The following is a 15,820-nucleotide window of genomic DNA, read 5'->3' on the forward strand; positions in this document are numbered from 1 at the left end:
TTGCAGATCAAGCAGCCGACGCGGCGGGTGCTGCACGGCGCAGCAGACCTTCGTCGATGCAGGCCGTCAGCCAACGGTTGCCTTGCATGCGGCCTGCCAAGGCCACCAGGCCGATGGTCAGCAGCGGCTCAATGGCGACCAGGCTGGCGTACGAGGCAGCAAACAGCGCCCAGTCGGCCACAGGGGCTGCGTCGTTGCTGATGGACAGCCAAAAGCCCACCATCAGCGTCACGCCAGCGTAGTACACGGCGTCGAGCTTGAGCACGTTGGCCACGTTGATGCCTTGCATCTTCTTGCCCAAGGTGTGGTGCACGGTGAGCAATGGCACGGCCAGGCTCAGGAAGTTGACGGCCAGGTGGGCCATGTCTTGCGGCTCGAACACCACGGCTTGCACCAGCAGACCCAGGCCAAAGCCGAACAGCGTGGGAATGAAGCCAAACAGCAGGTAGATGGGCATGGCGCCCACCAGGTGCAGCTCTGACGGGCCCACAGGCAGATGCCAGGCCTGCATCAACACGCTGAAGAAAAACGAGGCCAGCGCCGTGCGCAGCCAAGCGGTGGGGCTTTTGAGCAGGCCCATGGCGTGGGCGCCCAAAAGGGCCGTGGCCGCTACGCCTGCGTAGGCCAGTTTTTCGGGGGAGATGATGCCGATTTCGATGTGCATGGGAGGTTTCCTTTCAAGAAACGGACGGGGTGAAAATGGGGTGGAGGGTGTTGGAGACGGCATCAACCCAACAGAAGCCGTTCACGCGGGGCCTGCCGAAGCGCCGCGCGAGGCTTCGACAAGCTCAGCCTGAACGGGGGGTGGGCCTGCAGTGGTCGGGCCCGGCGATGCAAAGGACGTTTGGCACACCATGCGGGCGATGGACACGGTGGCGTTCTTGCCATCGGGCCCACGCAGCTTGTGCTTTTCGACCACCAGGGCGCGCAGATCAGCCTGCGCGGCCAGCAGAGCGGCGGCTTCGCTCACCGAGGGTGTGCCCATGTAGCGCTGCACGGTGGCCGACGGGTTGGGCACCGGCACGGCCGCCAGTTGGGTGGCCGTGAACCACCGCAGCGGCCAACCATGTTGCTGCGCCAGTTGCAGGAAGGCAGCCTCGTCGGTCTTGGCCTCGATGCTGGCAAGCACCACCACATCGGCCAACGTGCCACCCGCCAGCGCCAGGGCTTGCTGCAGGCACTGCTGCACGGTGGCCAGGGGCGTGCCCCGGTCACAGCCCAGGCCAATGGCCAGGGGCTGCGCAGCTTGGATGGGCGTGGTGCAGGCCATCGCGGGCATGGCTCAGGCGGTGGTGACGTCAGCGGTCTGCCCGGCTGGCGGGCGGTACACCACCAGGCGTTCGGCCCAGTCGGCCCACAGGCTGTCTGGCACCTCCGCATCGGTCACCCACAGCACGGCCTTGTGGTGGTCGGGCCGCACTTGCGCAAAGGCGTTGAGGCATTCCACATTGGCGGGCAGCGGCGTGGGGCGTGTCCACCAGCGGGTGCTGCCAGCCTCTTGCACCAAAGCAATGGGCTCGCCGTTGACCACATGGGCCGAGACGCGGGTGATGTTGATCTTGGGGGCCTGCACGCGCCAGCCCAGGTGGCGGCCCAGGATGTCCACAGGGATGGTCTTGCCCACGTCCGATGCAGTGGTCAGCACGGGCGTAGCGCCCAGCAGGTCGGCAATGCGCTCGCTCATGGCGTTGGCGCCGCCCACATGGCCCGAGAGGACCGGGATGACGAACTGGCCAGCATCGTCTACCACCGTGATGCCGGGATCTTCGTCCTTGGACTTCAGCACAGGTGCAATCAACCGCACCACCGCACCCAGAGAGACAAAGAACACGAGCTGATCGTAGGCCGCAAACAGCGGAGCCATCTCATCGCGCAGAGCACCGTCGTAAGCGCGCACGGGGTTGGCCAGGCCTTCGAACGCCTGGGCAAACTTGGCGGCGGTGCACACATGGGCATCTGGCAAATCACGCGCCAGCTGGGCCGCCTGGGCCGCGCCGTGGCGGGTGATGGCGACGATGCAGACGCGTGTCTCTTGCTCAGGGTTCACGGGAGCAGAGAGCACCACGGCGGGTGATTCAGAGGATGCGGTCATTCAGCGGTTTCCAATTCGGCAGAGAGGCCGTTGCCATCCAATGCGGGCAACGGCACGGGCGATGTCTTTTTGAGGCAACCCTTGATGCGCTCGCCCCGGATGCGGTGCGGGTTCTTCACCACCATGAGCGAGAGGTAGCTGACCTTGGTGCCACGCAGAGCGGGCAGGTCCACGCCGTTCACGCTGCGCTCGTCGGGCGCGCCCACGCGCTCGATGAACTGGGTGTGGGGCAGCAAGTCGCGCTGGGTGAGCCAGTCGATCAGGTCGTCCATCAGTGGCTTGACCTTCATGAGCACCAGGGTGTCGAAGTCGGTGAGCAAGCGGTCCACCGCGCTCACGCCGTAGGCGGCTGGCACGATGGCAATGGTGTCGTCCTGTTCTGCCAGAGGCATGCCGCGCGCGGCGCAGGCGGCCGCGAAGGCGTTCACACCGGCAATCACAGGCACATCGATGCGCGCATCCAGCGCCTGCACGGTGCGGGCCAAGTGGCCAAAGGTGGCGTAGGTGCTGGCATCGCCTTCCACCAAAAACAGCACGTCCTGCCCGGCCAGCAGCCAGGGCAGCACTGTCTCTGCGGCGCGCATCCAGGCGCGGGCGAGCTTGTCGCCGTCATGCGTCATGGGGAACAACAACATTTGGTGCTGGGCGGGCGGCGTGAGCCCGGCGCGCTGCACGATGTCAAAGGCGTAGCTGGGTGTTTTGGTGCTGCGGGCGGGGTAGGTCCACACTGCATCGGTGCGCTGCAGCTGTGCCCAAGCTGCGCGGGTGATGAGGCCAGGGTCGCCAGGGCCAAGGGAGACGCCAATGAGGCGGCCCAGTGCAGGGGTGGTCTGAAGCGTGGTCTCGCTCATGCACCCTCCCCTTGCGTGGCTGGCACCGCTGGCATCGCACTACCCTCGCCGCGCTGCGCGCACACGATCCACACCGGGTTCTCTGCCGCCATGCGGTGCATGTGCAGGATGGGTTTGCTGCGGGCGGCTTGCAGTTGCAGCACATCCCACACCGCACCCTGGGCCTGCAAGACGTGCGTGGCGCTGGCCAGGTTTTCGAGCGTGACGAAGTTCATCACCAGCCAGCCCCCCGCACGCAGGCGGCGCAGGCACAGGGCAATCAGCTCCTGCAGCTCACCGCCCGATCCGCCAATGAACACGGCATCCGGGTCGGGCCAGGCGTCCAGCCCCTCAGGGGCTTTGCCGTGCAGCAGGGTGTGGTTGCTCACGCCAAAGGCACGGGTGTTCTGGCCTGCAATGGCGTGGTCGGCCTCGTTCTTCTCGATGGCCCACACATGGCCTTGCGGGCACAGGCGGGCGGCTTCGAGTCCCACCGAGCCGCTGCCCGCGCCAATGTCCCACACCCGGCTGTCAGCGCGCAGCTGCATGCGGGCCAGCGACACGGCACGCACCTCTTGCTTGGTGATGAGGCCCTTGTCGGGTTGGCGCTGGTGGTAGGCGCTGTCGGCCAGGCCCATGCGCACAGGCTGCGGGCGCACTTGGCTGCGCACCAGCACCACCACGTTGGGGTCGGCATAGGCTTGCTGGGCTGCATCGTGGGGCGATAGCTCGGCCACCACACGCTCGTCGGGTGTGCACAGGCGCTCAGCCACGGCCATCTGAAAGTCGTCGCCCAGGCCCTCGGCCACGATCAGGCGGGCTATGCGATCGGGCGTGTTGTCGGGGCTGGTGAGCACCAGCAAGCGGTCGTGCTGGCGCAGGCTCTGCGCCAGGGCATAGAGGCCGTGGCCGGGCTCCGCCCCCACTCGCCATTCGCCAGCATCCTTGCTGTGCACGGACACGATGCGCGCGTCCTGCCAGGCCAGGCCCAGGCGGGCGCAGGCGAGTTGCACGGTCGAGAGGTTGGGCAGCACCTCCACCGCCTCGATGCACAGGCGCGAGGCGAGGTAGCTGGCAATGCCGTGGCACAGCGGGTCGCCCGTGGCCAGCACCACGCTGGTCTGGCCTGCGTCGCGCGCGGCAGCTATCCAGCCGGGCACGGCGCTGAGCTGGCCCGTCAGATCGCGGCGCTGGGCATGGGGGGCGATGTCGTCGTCCAGCAGCGCCAGCGTGCGGGCACCGCCAATGACCCAGTCGGCCCGGCGCAGCAGGGCCAGGGCTGTGGGGCTGAGGCTGGCGGCGCCATCGTCGAGCACGCCGATCACTCGGCAAGGTTGGGGGTCGGTCATGTGGGTTGTGAAATGGAAGAATCGGCTTCGGCCATCTTCAGGCCATCGAAGTCACACACCAGCACCTGCAGGCGGAACTTGCCACCGTAGCGGTCAGGGGCCATGAGCGTGTGCACCACGGCCCGGGCCAGCGCTTCGTGAAAGGCCGTGGCCAAGCCCAGGGCCTGCATGCGCTCGGCGGCAAAACGGGCGGTTTCAGCAGCAGCAATCTCGGCGCACACCTCGGGCGGGGCACCAATGCCTGCAGCCAGTTGCGCGAGCAGCTCGGTGTCCACCTCGGCGCGGTTAGCGTGGGTGATGGTTTCACCCTGGGCGATTTTGGTGAGCTTGCCCACCATGCCGCCAATGACGACTTCGGCGAGGCCTTGGGCCACAGCTTCATCAAGCGCATAGCGCAAAAAGTCGCCCATCTGCACAAAGCAGGCGGGGGGCAGGCCAGCGCGCTCCTTCATCGCAAACTGCTCGGTGCGGCCACCGGTGGTGAGCACCACCACACCGTGGCCCAGCGTGGCCGCCACTTGCACGCCCTGCACCACGCTGGCGCGGTAGGCGGAGGTGGAATACGGCTTGACGATGCCGGTGGTGCCGAGGATGGAGATGCCACCCAGAATCCCCAGGCGCGCATTGAGTGTCTTCTTGGCCATGTCCACGCCTTGCGGCACGGAGATGGTGACCTCCAGCCCCGCATGGGCCAGCAACGTTGCACCTGCGGCGCGCACGTTGTCTTCGATATTGCGGCGGGGCACGGGGTTGATGGCGGGGCCGCCCACTTCCAGCCCCAGCCCAGCCATGGTGACGGTGCCCACACCAAAGCCGCCACACAGGCGCACCACACCGGCCTCGCTGGGCAGCACACGCACATCGGCGGTGAGGTGGGCCTTGTCGGTGCAGTCGGGGTCGTCGCCCGCATCCTTGATGACCATGGCATGGGCGGTGGCACTGAGGGTGCTCGCATCGCAACGCCCATCGTTCACTGCAAAGCGCACCGTGTCGCCGTTGGGCAGCAGGCAGTCCACCGCATCGGGCACCGTGCCATGCACCAAGCCCTGCACGGCGGCGGCGGCGGCGGCGGCAGAGCAGGCCCCAGTGGTGAACCCGGTGCGCGTGCCACGGCGAACGGTTTTTTCCATCATGGCGGTGTCAGCCCTGGGCTGCAATGCCCATCAGGTGCTTTTGCCGCGCCTCGGCCAACGCCAGTAGCGCATGCAAGGCGGCCACCACCAAGGTGGAGCCCCCCTTGCGCCCACGGATCACGATCCATGGCACTTCGTGCTGGCTGGCAATCAGGTCTTTGGACTCGGCCGCGGACACAAAGCCCACGGGCATACCCACCACCAATGCCGGGCGCACGCACTCTTCGGCGATCAGCCGGGCCAACTCGATCAGCGCCGTGGGGGCGTTGCCGATGCCCACGATGGCCCCGTCGAGCAAGCCCCGCTGGTGCGCCTTGCGCATGGCCTGCACTGCGCGGGTGGTGTCTTGCTGCTGGGCTTGCGCAATCACGTCCGCATCTGATATGAACTGGTGCGTGTACATGCCAAAGTGCGCCAACCGCGGCTGTGACAGGCCCGAGCAGATCATCTCCACATCGGCCACCACGGGCGTTCCCCCACGCAGCATGGCGGTGATCCCCGCCTCCACGGCGTTCAGGTGAAAGTCGGTCAGGCCGTTGAACTCGAAGTCAGCATTGGCATGGATCATGCGGCGCACGATGGGCCACTGCTCGGCCGTGTAATCGTGGCCCTGCACCTCCGCATCGATGATGGAGAAGCTGTCGTGCTCAATGGCCTGCCCCGCGCGGGTGAGCTGCTCGGTGACGGTGTTGACGGTGCTCATGCGGGCTGCACCTCGTGATGGTGATGATGGTGGTGATCGTTTTCGTGCAGATGCACTACGGCCTCTGCAGCCGGAGCATGGGTGTGCTCATGGCTGTGACCGTGGCCCATGTCGTGGGCAATCTCGCGGTACTTGCAACCGTCGCAGGGCAATTTGCTGTCGGGCACGCCCGCACGCAGGTCGGCCACACGCTGCTCCAGCAGGGCGAAGATTTCTTTCTCAAACCCGAAGTACGAGGCCTGCGCAAACCGCACCTGGGGGTACTGCTGGCGCAGGTGCTCCACCTGGCGGGCAATGCGCTGCATGAGCGTGCCGGTGAACAGGTAATACGGCAGCACCACCACCTGCTTCATGCCCAGCAGCACCTGGCGCTGCACCGCGCGCTCCAGGCGCGGCCAGGTGATGCCGGTGAAGGCCAGGTCCACCAGCTCGTGGTCGGTCTCTTCCATCAGCCAGCGGGCCATCTTGGCGACATCGCCATTGGCCTGGCGGTCTGACGAGCCGCGCCCCAGCAGCACCACGCCCGTGGTGGTGGGGTCGGGCATATCGAGCTGGCCCATGCACTGGCGCAAATTGCGGCGCAGCACCGCCAAAATGGGATCACAAGCCGTAAGGTGTGGGCCGTACAAAAACTCGGTGCCTGGGCGATGCTCGCGCGCGTGCTCGATGGCCTCAGGGATCTCCATCTTCACGTGGCCCGCCGCATTCAGGATGAGGGGCAGCACCAGCACGCGGCGGGCGTTGCGCCCGGCTTGCTGCAAGCCGTCGTGCAGGCTGGGGGCGGCAAATTCGATGAAACACACCTCAATGTTCCAGCCCGGCTGGCGCGCGCGCCACTGGGCCACAAAACGGTGGATTTCGTCGTTGCCCTCGCTCTCGCGTGAGCCGTGGCCGATGAGCAGGATGGTGTCGTCGTGGCGTGCGCCGAGGTGTATACCGTGGGGCGTGGCTGGGGTGTGCATCAAGAGGTCTCCGTGGGCGTGGCAGGCACGCTGGCCTTGCGAAAGCGGTGGGTGAAGCTGGCGTCGTACAGCTTGGACTTGGCCAGCGTGGGCCAGTGGCGTGCGCCCAGGTTGGGGCTGGCAATCACCATGGCCTGGCTGACCACCTTGGCGTCGCGGCAGCGCTGGCGAATGTCTGCCAGCGTGCCGCGGATGATGAGTTCCTCACCCGGCCAGCTGGCCTTGTGCACCACCAGCATGGGGGCGTCCTCGGCCCAGCCGGCGGCGCGCAGCTGCTCTTGCACCTTGTGCAGCAGGGTGATGGACAAGAAGATGCACAGCGTGCAGTGGTGGCGCGCCAGCTCGGCCAGCGACTCGCCTTCAGGCATGGGCGTGCGGCCTTCCACGCGGGTGAAGATCACGCTTTGCGTGACCTCGGGCAGCGTGAAGCTCTCCACCGCCGCCGCTGCCGACGCCATGGCCGATGACACACCCGGCACCACGCGCACGGGCACGCCTGCGGCATCCAATGGCTGCACCACTTCGATCAATGCGCCGTACAGCGCCGGGTCGCCGGTCTGCAAGCGGATGACTACCGCGTGCTGCTGCGCCTGGGCAATGAGCCAAGCGGCCATCTGCTCCAGCGTCATGTCTTTGCTGTCGGCAATGCTGCAGCCCGGCGGTGCCCAGCGGGTCACGGCCTCGTTGACCAGCGAGCCAGCAAACAGGATGGCGCCAGCACGCTCGATGAGCGAGCGGCCTTTGACGGTGATGAGCTCCGGATCACCTGGGCCCGCGCCCACAAACCAGACGGTGCCGACCGTCATGGCTGGCGCAGGCACAAGGAGGCCCACCCTGTCCGCAAGGGAGAGGGATGGCACGCCAAACGCCGCGCCGCTGGCACGCAGGCCAACATCAAATCAGAAACCATGGACAAAACCCGGATGCACCCAGACCCCCTGCTTCCCCGCAGGTTCTGTGACATGGGTGGGCACGTGGCTCACCCGCTTGTCGGCCGGTCTCCGGGCTGGCGAGGTGTTCCTGTGAATCCTTCCCAGGCCATGAAGACCCAGTGGACATGTGACGCAGGCTGAAAGCGGTGCTTTCTCTCGCTTACCGTTGCGGGGGCAGCTCAGGTTAAGGGCGACTCGTGGTGGGCCGCGCTCTCCCGATTCCCGTTTAACTGTGCCGTCGCAATGACGGCACGAGCACCAACGGGGGCGAGTATAGGGCACGGCACCGTCAGGGCACCTGCAGCCGTCAGCACAACCCCTGGCCTGGCGTGCGGGCCCATTGCTCCAGCCCATACCACACCCCTTGCACGCCATCTGTGTCTGGCGTCTGCAGGCCGTGGTTGGCCCCCGCCAAGCTGCGCATGCAGTATGGCGCTGTACGACCCTGGGCAACCCGGGCAAATTGCCGGTACGCAGCCGCAGGCACAAGCTCGTCCCTCTCACCCCACACCTGCAGCAGCGGCCAGGGTCCGTCAACGAGGGGCTGCTGCACAGACCAGTGCCACAGGTCTCGCCAGTAGCGCAGGCTGCGGCCTTGGTGCACGATGGAGTCTGGGGCTGTGCTGGCCTGCATGCGGTCCAAGGCGTCCCAATCGGCACTGTGGCCCGTGCGCAGTGCCTGAAGCCGCCCGGCTTCGCGCGGGTCCAGGCCACTGCCAGAAACCATCACCATGCCCGCCAGTCCAGGCCCGGCAGCCGCCGCCAAGGTGGGCAGGAGTTCCACCCCCTCGGAGATCCCGACGAGCAGCAGGGGCTGCGGCGGACCATCCACACGGGCAGGTGGCGGCATGGCGACGATCTGCTCCAGCGCAGCCCGGGCGTTGACCGCCCAGTGGGAGAGGCTGTCCGTCCGCACAAAATGGGGCGGGCAATCGGCAGGTGCGGTGGTGTCCTGAGGATGCACGCCGGGCTTGTGCAGCACCGTCACCTGGGCATGCAGCAGGCCCCTGAAGTAGCGGTCTGCCAAGGGGCCCATGCCCGCGCAGCCAGAGCCCGGAATCACCACCACGCGGTAGCGCAAGGGCGGCGCCAGGGTACCGCGCTGCAGCGCCCACAGCGCTTGCGCTGGGCCCTCACCCACACTGATCCCACTGAGCCGCAGGGGCATAAATCGCACGGCGCCCTGCCCTTCAGCGGTCTCTGCAGGCGCAGGCGTCCGCGGTGCAGCGCAGCCGGGCAAACCCGCGACAGCGCACGCAAAAAAGGCCAGCGCAAGGCTGGCCTTCACGGTGCGCTGGCGCAGCGAGGGCGCCATGGCGTTCATCGCCACGCAGTGCCCGGCATCACTTTAGGATGATGACCTGATCAGGCTGCTGCGGGACAGGCATCGGCTGGGGTTGGCCGCCGTCTGCAGGGTAGGCCATCGGCTGTGGAGGCCGCACGCCACGGGACAAGTGCGCATCGGTGTAGCCCAGTTGGGTGGCCAGTTGCACGTACACGTCTTGGGCCAGACTTTGCGAGGTTTCGCGGATCACCTTGGCACGGTTGGGTGGGGCAATGTCGCCACGCGTGGACAAAATCTTGGTGTCGTTGCCCTGGCCCTGGGCCGAGAACGCTGCCTTGATTTCATAGGTGCGGGTGTTGATCAGAGAAAAGTCGGCCAGCAACTGCAGGCCGTACTGGCGTGTGGCGCTGCTGCTGCCTTGCAGGGGCGACAGGGCATCGGTGAAATCGATGCTGGAGACCACGCCGAACAGCACGTAGTCGGCGCCGTTGAATTCGCCCTTCTTGATGCGGGCGATCACATCGGTCACCTGGGGCTGTGCCTTGGGCGTGGCCATCTTGCCGCCCTGCACTTGGTTGAGCACCTGCTCGGCCTTGGAGGCCTGGGGCGCACCGGCGTCAAAGCCCTTGCCCTGCACCAGGCGGAAGTAGGTGCCTTGCAGCAAAGCGCCCTTGATGTCGTTGGTGTAGCCGCCCAGCTCGCGCTGCTCGATGTAGCTGTAGCTGCCCGCCACATAGGTGCCACTGGCCTGCTCGGACGCCTGCACTGACTGGCTGCCAGAGTACGAGCCACCGCCACCATATGCCCCATGGCTGTGGCTGCCGCCCTGGCTGCTGCGCGCACTCATCTGGGCGCTGCGCTGGTAGGCGCCCGCCACAAAATACTCGGACACGCGCTGGGCATAAGCCAAGTCGGTCACAGCAATCTTGGGGGCCGCATTCTGCGCCTGGGCGCTGCCGCCCCAGGCCAGCGTGGTGGCGGCGATCACGGCCAGTGCCGTGTGCAAAGTGGTTCTGCGTTGCATGGTGTGCTCCTTGTGAGCTGACGGGAATTCAGGGATGAATCAGACGCAGTGCAATCCAAAACGCACATCGTCCGATACTGGCGCGGTCGATACCAGTGGCCGCCGCGCAAGGGCCGCCCCGCCGCGCTGGCGGCGTCCCCCTTCCCGCGCCAAGCGCGAGAGAAAGGGGGAAGCGGCAAAGCCGCTCAGGGGGTTCTTTACTTCTTGCTCGTTTTGCGAATCTCTTTTTCGTCCTGCCATTCGATCGTGCCTTCCTGCACGTCAAACATCTTCAGCGTGAACTTGTAGAACACGTCCTTGGTGTTGTTGTTCTGCTTGACGATGCTGGTCAGCTCGCCTTCGAGCTGGTACTTGGCCGCCGTCATCTGGCCGACCTTGGCCGTGGTGTTCTGCTTGTACAGGCCGCTCTGGTTCTGGCGCTGCAGTTCGTCCACGCCCTGCTGCATTTCGTTGATGGAGCGCGTGAAGCGCACCTTGCCCGACTTGACCAACGCGGTCTGGATCGAGTTCATCACATTGGTGGTGTCGATGTACTCGCTGGTCTTGTTCTTGACGGTGGAAATGGTCACCGTGGGGCGACCCTGGAAGATGCCGGTTTCCAGCAGGCTGCCGGTCATCTTCTCGGCAATCATCTGCAGGTCGGACGAGCCGAATTCATTGGTCACCAGTTCCACGCCCTTGGCGTCGCCGTAGTTGACCTGGCGGTCAAAACGCACGGTGGGGGAGGACAGGTTCTGGCAGGCCGACAGGGCCAGCGTGCTGGCCGCAAAGGCCACGATGAGCGCAGTGCGCTGGAAATTGCGTTGCATGGTTTTCTCTCTCTACAAAACGGTCAATGCGTTGTGCGGTCCGCGCATCAGCGCGGTTCGACATTCATTTCAAGGCGCATGTCCACCGCAGCTGCGGTGGGGGCTACGCTTTTGATGGTTTGCTGGCCCAGGCCCAGCACGGTGAGCTGCTTCCACGACTCACCATCGCCCACCTGGTTGCCCACGTTGTCCAGCCACTTGAAGCGGTAGAACAGCGTGCGGTCGCTGCGCACCGAGCTGGACAGGTCGGCCTGCACCGCCAGGATGTCGTTCTTGCGCACCAGGCGCATCTCGCGCACAGCGATGCCGTTGGCTTCACCGCGCAAGGCCACTTTGGAAGCCACAGCGAGCGGCGTGGCAGGGTCGTGTTGTTGGGCGCTGGCAGCGCCAGCCAAACCCACGCAGGCGGCGCAGATGGCGCTCAGGATGATGCGGTTGGTCATTCAAAAGACTCCTTCAGGCAAATCGTGAAATGGGCCGATGGTCTGGGCGGGATGCGCTCAGTTTTTAGCGGCAGGTATCGGGGCAGCCGTGGGGGACTTGGCCACAGGCTTGCTGGTCGTGGTGCGCGTGGCGGTGCGAGCGGCGGGCTTGGCCGCAGGGGCGGCGGCTTCCACAGGCACAGAGCCTGCAGGAGCGAGCTTGCCCAGGCTGGCCACATCGCCCATCAGCACTGTGTTTTCGTACAAGCGCAAGGGCACCAGGGCGTACTGGCCGTCGATCCTGATCGGATCGGGCAAGGCGCGGCCATTGACGCTGACCACATGCTCACCTGGAGGCAGGTAGCCACGGGCAATATAGACCCGGCCCGGCAACATGCGCCACAGGCGGTCATCGGCCACTTCGGTGGCGGCAGAGGCCACCGCACCAATCAGGCCACCCACCAGGCCACCGCGCTTTTGCAGCTCGTTTTGCACTACGCCTTTGGCCACAGCGCGGGTCACACCACGCAGCACCATGCCGGGCATTTCGTCCTTGAGGGCGCGACGGGCCATCACGTTCACGTCCACCACCTTTTCCAGCTTCAGGTTGGTACCTGCGGCCGACAGCGTAGTGAGCAGCGGGTCAGTGGAGGGCTCGATGATGGGGTAAGAGATGCTGGCGGTGACCATGCCACGGCCCGTGGGCACGGGAATGGTGAAGGCCTTGGGCTTGCGCGCAGGCGCGTCACCGGCTTCGACCACGAACAGCACATCCGTCATGCGTTGGCGGCGCTTCCAGGTGAAGCTGGTACGGTTGTCCAGGCCGCGCAGACCCTCTTCCAGCACCCCCGTTTCAGGCTTGAGTTCAATGGCTTTGCGGTAGCCAGGGGCGGCCAGGCCAGACTCGCCCAGCACTTCGTACATGAAGCCTGCCAGGTAGTGGCTCAGGGCGTTCTGGTAGCCGTTCTTCAGCGCCAGCACTTCGGGGTCGTTGAGGGTTTCAACGGGGTAACCGTTGAGTTCCTTGCCGCCTGCAGCGGCGCCTTTGGACTTGGCTTCTTCTTCCGCCGCCAGGGTTTCCTTGGAGCGGAACTCGGCAATGATGGCCTCGCGCTCGTGCGTGCGCTTGATATCGACCCGGGCGTTTTCAAAGTCGCCCACGGCCACGCGGTTCAAGGCCAGGCGGGTGGTGAGCCACACCTTTTCGTAATCCTGGCCTTCATAGTTCTTGAGCCGCTCGCTGATCAGGGCGGCACCCACGGTGCCCATCAGCTTGGAAGGGTTGGTTTTGGCGGTTTCTTCCCATTCTTTGACCTTGATGTCTGCCAGCAAGAAAGCGTTGGTGCTGTCCTGGTAGCGGCGGTCCATGCGCAGCAATTCGCCGCGTTCCAGGTTGTAGAGCAGCGCGGTCTTGTCGTCCTCGCTCTTGGCAGATGCCTCCAGTTGCTGCAACGCGGCTGGAATGCCGCCCGTGCGACCGGCCGACTGCACATCGGTGGCCAGCTTGTCATGGCTTTGCATGCTGGCGCAGCCCGTCAGAGCCGCGCTCAGCGTCAGCACCCACAGCAAACGGGGGCGAAAGTGCGCAAGAGTTTTCATTTTTTTCCTAGGAGAACGGTAAACGGGATCTCAGAAAGCCCTGCAGGACCCATCACATCCAGCCCGGTAGGCCAACGCGCACCAAGTCTGTGCCGCCGCAACGGCAGGCGAAATGCGCATGGAAACCGGGCAATCAACGGGATGGATCGGGTGTCACGGTGCGCCCCCTCCCGGCGCGCAAACGTGTCAGGCAGCCCCCTCAAGCTGTGAGTTTTCTGGAAATTGTGTTGGCAGATGTAGCCAGCCGGGAATGTAGCAAAACGTTGTATCTTTTCTGTAACCAAGCGGGCCTGCAGCGGCGCCAGCAGGTGGGAGTAGACAAGCGGCTCGGCCATGGCGATCACCGGCGCTGGTCCTGCAATGGCATGCGGTAAATCCACACCACCCGCCCACCCGGGGCCCGCAGCTGGGCGCGGGGCAGCACGCCAGGCACAGCAAACTCCAGGCTCACCAGCCAGGCGCCGGGGGCCATCTCGGCCTGGGCCTTGGCCGCAGCGCGGGCCATGCTTTCGGGCCGCTGAAACAGGTACACCATCTGGTAGCCGCTCCAGTCGGCCTTCCACATGTCGGCCCGGCGCACCCGGGCCCAAGGACAGCGCAGCGCGCAGGCCACCCGCAGCAGCCAACTCCACTCAATACCGTGCAGCGCCGCATCGGGGTAGGCGTGGCGCAGGGCCAGCAGGCCATCGCCCAGGCCGCAGCCTGCATCCAGCACCTTCGCGCTTGCGGGCAAAGGGGCCTGTACAGCCAAGGCCTGCAGGGCATGGCGGGGGGTAGGGAACAAGGGGGCATCACGCCAGGCGTTGAGCGGGTACACCAGCAGCAGCAGCGCCAAAGGCACCAGCCAGGCCCAGGCGGGCAAGGTGGCCATGCCCGTCAATGCCAGGGACAAGGGAAAGCCCACCGCTATCAACCCGCGCCGCCACCAGCTTTCACCCAGCAAGCTGGCCGCTGTGCCCAGCAGGCAGGGCAGCAGCATGGCCCACAGCGAAGGCACCACGGGCTGGAGCGTGATGAACAGCAGCCAGGCAGCCGCCCAGGCCAGCAAGGCAGGCAAGGGCCAGGGCAGGCGCAGGGACACCATCATGCGCACCCATCCGCCACAGGCAGCGCACCGCAGTGCCACAGCGTGGCTGCGGGCAAGGCAATGCAATCAAGACAAGGGTGGTTCATGGCGAGGGCTGGAGGAAGCACGGCGCACTCCAGGCGCCGGTCTGCAGCGGGCAGTGTAGGCCGGTTGGGCGTGTTTTCCAGGGCCCTCAGGCCCTCGCCAAGGCCAGGGTTGTGCCAAAGTTCACATTCGCGCCCGCCGGGCTGTCAACGCGCCCCGGCCAAAGACCATTGCCGCCGGGGATCTCTGGGGCACCCCATGGCGCAATCGGCACCAGTCGTGAGGCCGCGCTGCGAACTACACAGCCATTCAGCCGCGCAGTCGCTCGATGAGGCCGTTGAGTTCTTCGATGGAGCCGAACTGGATGGCCAGCTCGCCCATGTCTTCCATGCGCCCTGCCCGCTTCACGCGCTTTTTGACGCGCACTTCCACGGCGGCCATCAGCAGGTCCGAAAGCTCTTCCTCCACGCGCTTCATGTCGCGGGACTTTTCCTTCTTGGGCTTTTGCGGCACCAGGTTGAACTCGGCGCCGATCTTTTTGACCAGGCTCTCGGCCTCGCGCACCGACAGCTTCTTGGCCGCAATCTGGTTGCCCGCCGTGATCTGCGCGGCGCGGTCGAGCGACAGCAGCGCGCGGGCGTGGCCCATGTCGATGTCGCCGGCCATCAGCATGGTCTGCACCGGATCGGCCAGGTTCAACAGGCGCAGCAAGTTGCTGGCAGCGCTGCGCGAGCGGCCCACCGCCTGCGCGGCCTGCTCGTGCGTGAGGCCAAACTCGCGGACCAGGCGCTGCAGGCCCTGCGCTTCTTCCAACGGGTTCAGGTCTTCACGCTGGATGTTTTCGATGAGCGCCATGGCCGCAGCGGCCTCGTTGGGCACATCGCGCACCAGCACCGGCACCTCGGCCAGGCCCGCCAGGCGGGAGGCACGAAAGCGCCGCTCGCCCGCGATGATTTCGTACTTGCCAGCATGCTCGCCATCCGTCAGGCGGCGCACCAGAATCGGCTGCATGATGCCCTGGGCCTTGATGGACTCGGCCAGCTCGTACAGCGCGCCTTCGTCCATGCGCGTGCGCGGCTGGTAGACGCCCGGCACCAGCTCGGTCAATGGCAGCGTGCTGGGCAAGCCCGCCTGCACGGCCTGGGCTTGTTCGACTTTTTCCTCGACCTTGGGGCCGAGCAATGCTTCCAGGCCGCGGCCGAGGCCCTTGGGTTTTTTGGTGACCATGAAATGCGTCTCGCGAAAGAGAAAAGGAATGGAAAGAATCAGCGGTCGATGATGACCAGCGTGCCGTGGCTGCCAGGTGCCACGGCGTGGGGCACGCCTGCCGGGACGATGAACACTTCACCCGCGTTCACCTCGGTGACCTGCCCCTGCAGGTCCAGGCGCATGCAGCCGTCGAGTACCAACAGCGCTTCATCGAAGTCGTGCGACTCATCGGGGTAGGCAGCGCCGTCCATGCGCAGCACCTTGACGTTGCTGCCCGCTGCCTGGCCCACGATGGTGGAAGCCCAGGCGCGGGACAGCTGGTTGGCGGTTGAGATCAGATGGGTTTTGGACATGGGCTAG

General features: G+C 65.9%; 17 protein-coding genes and 1 riboswitch. All 17 genes read right to left on the reverse strand.

Translation table 11 applies throughout. The features are described 5' to 3' along the window. Positions 1–7: 7 nt before the first annotated feature. The 17 genes from EAG14_RS21755 to EAG14_RS21845 all read right to left on the reverse strand — a co-directional run bounded on the left by EAG14_RS21755 (position 8) and on the right by EAG14_RS21845 (position 15,813). The gene (locus EAG14_RS21755) at positions 8–664 is read right to left on the reverse strand and encodes an energy-coupling factor ABC transporter permease (protein WP_099742588.1); all 657 of its coding nucleotides are present in this window, start codon (positions 662–664) and stop codon (positions 8–10) included. A gap of 81 nt (positions 665–745) precedes the next feature. Then, on the reverse strand, positions 746–1,279 hold the full coding sequence (locus EAG14_RS21760; RefSeq protein ID WP_369803835.1) for a cobalamin biosynthesis protein: 534 nt from the start codon (positions 1,277–1,279) through the stop codon (positions 746–748). Positions 1,280–1,282: 3 nt separating this feature from the next. Continuing rightward, positions 1,283–2,092, reverse strand: a complete 810-nt coding sequence (locus EAG14_RS21765; RefSeq protein ID WP_099742586.1) for a cobalamin biosynthesis central domain-containing protein — start codon at positions 2,090–2,092, stop codon at positions 1,283–1,285. Then, positions 2,089–2,943, reverse strand: a complete 855-nt coding sequence (cobI, locus tag EAG14_RS21770) for a precorrin-2 C(20)-methyltransferase (protein WP_121730122.1) — start codon at positions 2,941–2,943, stop codon at positions 2,089–2,091. Before cobI ends, EAG14_RS21765 begins: the two co-directional genes overlap by 4 nt. Next, positions 2,940–4,271, reverse strand: coding sequence for a precorrin-6y C5,15-methyltransferase (decarboxylating) subunit CbiE (gene cbiE / locus EAG14_RS21775; RefSeq protein WP_121730123.1), 1,332 nt, complete (start codon positions 4,269–4,271; stop codon positions 2,940–2,942). Before cbiE ends, cobI begins: the two co-directional genes overlap by 4 nt. Next, entirely contained in the window at positions 4,268–5,404 is a 1,137-nt protein-coding gene (locus EAG14_RS21780) for a cobalt-precorrin-5B (C(1))-methyltransferase (RefSeq protein WP_121730124.1), read from the reverse strand. Before EAG14_RS21780 ends, cbiE begins: the two co-directional genes overlap by 4 nt. Positions 5,405–5,411: 7 nt before the next feature. After that, complete coding sequence (locus tag EAG14_RS21785) at positions 5,412–6,107, reverse strand: precorrin-8X methylmutase (RefSeq protein WP_121730125.1); 696 nt, start codon at positions 6,105–6,107, stop codon at positions 5,412–5,414. Next, positions 6,104–7,069 carry a sirohydrochlorin chelatase gene (locus EAG14_RS21790; RefSeq protein WP_121730126.1) on the reverse strand — a complete coding sequence of 322 codons (966 nt, stop codon included), beginning with the start codon at positions 7,067–7,069 and terminating at the stop codon, positions 6,104–6,106. Before EAG14_RS21790 ends, EAG14_RS21785 begins: the two co-directional genes overlap by 4 nt. Beyond that, positions 7,069–7,875 (reverse strand): precorrin-4 C(11)-methyltransferase, encoded by an 807-nt coding sequence (cobM, locus tag EAG14_RS21795; protein WP_099657304.1) that lies wholly within the window; start codon positions 7,873–7,875, stop codon positions 7,069–7,071. Before cobM ends, EAG14_RS21790 begins: the two co-directional genes overlap by 1 nt. A gap of 168 nt (positions 7,876–8,043) precedes the next feature. After that, a riboswitch (cobalamin riboswitch) is annotated at positions 8,044–8,279 on the reverse strand. 29 nt (positions 8,280–8,308) lie between these two features. Further along, a complete protein-coding gene (locus EAG14_RS21800) occupies positions 8,309–9,325 on the reverse strand; it encodes an alpha/beta hydrolase (protein ID WP_240456880.1) in 1,017 nt (338 codons plus the stop codon). Between the two features lie 19 nt (positions 9,326–9,344). Then, positions 9,345–10,310, reverse strand: coding sequence for a hypothetical protein (locus tag EAG14_RS21805; RefSeq protein WP_121730127.1), 966 nt, complete (start codon positions 10,308–10,310; stop codon positions 9,345–9,347). A 197-nt stretch (positions 10,311–10,507) separates the two neighbouring features. Beyond that, positions 10,508–11,119, reverse strand: a complete 612-nt coding sequence (gene lpoB, locus EAG14_RS21815) for a penicillin-binding protein activator LpoB (protein WP_199726569.1) — start codon at positions 11,117–11,119, stop codon at positions 10,508–10,510. A 47-nt stretch (positions 11,120–11,166) separates the two neighbouring features. Further along, complete coding sequence (locus EAG14_RS21820) at positions 11,167–11,562, reverse strand: YcfL family protein (RefSeq protein ID WP_099657301.1); 396 nt, start codon at positions 11,560–11,562, stop codon at positions 11,167–11,169. 57 nt (positions 11,563–11,619) lie between these two features. Beyond that, complete coding sequence (locus EAG14_RS21825) at positions 11,620–13,140, reverse strand: COG3014 family protein (RefSeq protein WP_121730129.1); 1,521 nt, start codon at positions 13,138–13,140, stop codon at positions 11,620–11,622. Between the two features lie 340 nt (positions 13,141–13,480). Continuing rightward, positions 13,481–14,224 (reverse strand): class I SAM-dependent methyltransferase, encoded by a 744-nt coding sequence (locus EAG14_RS21835; RefSeq protein ID WP_099658916.1) that lies wholly within the window; start codon positions 14,222–14,224, stop codon positions 13,481–13,483. Positions 14,225–14,560: 336 nt separating this feature from the next. Continuing rightward, complete coding sequence (locus EAG14_RS21840) at positions 14,561–15,478, reverse strand: ParB/RepB/Spo0J family partition protein (protein WP_099657298.1); 918 nt, start codon at positions 15,476–15,478, stop codon at positions 14,561–14,563. Positions 15,479–15,516: 38 nt separating this feature from the next. Continuing rightward, positions 15,517–15,813, reverse strand: coding sequence for a cupin domain-containing protein (locus tag EAG14_RS21845; protein ID WP_121730131.1), 297 nt, complete (start codon positions 15,811–15,813; stop codon positions 15,517–15,519). Positions 15,814–15,820: the final 7 nt, after the last annotated feature.

The sequence above is a fragment of the Acidovorax sp. 1608163 genome (assembly GCF_003669015.1).
Classification (GTDB): Bacteria; Pseudomonadota; Gammaproteobacteria; order Burkholderiales; family Burkholderiaceae_C; genus Acidovorax.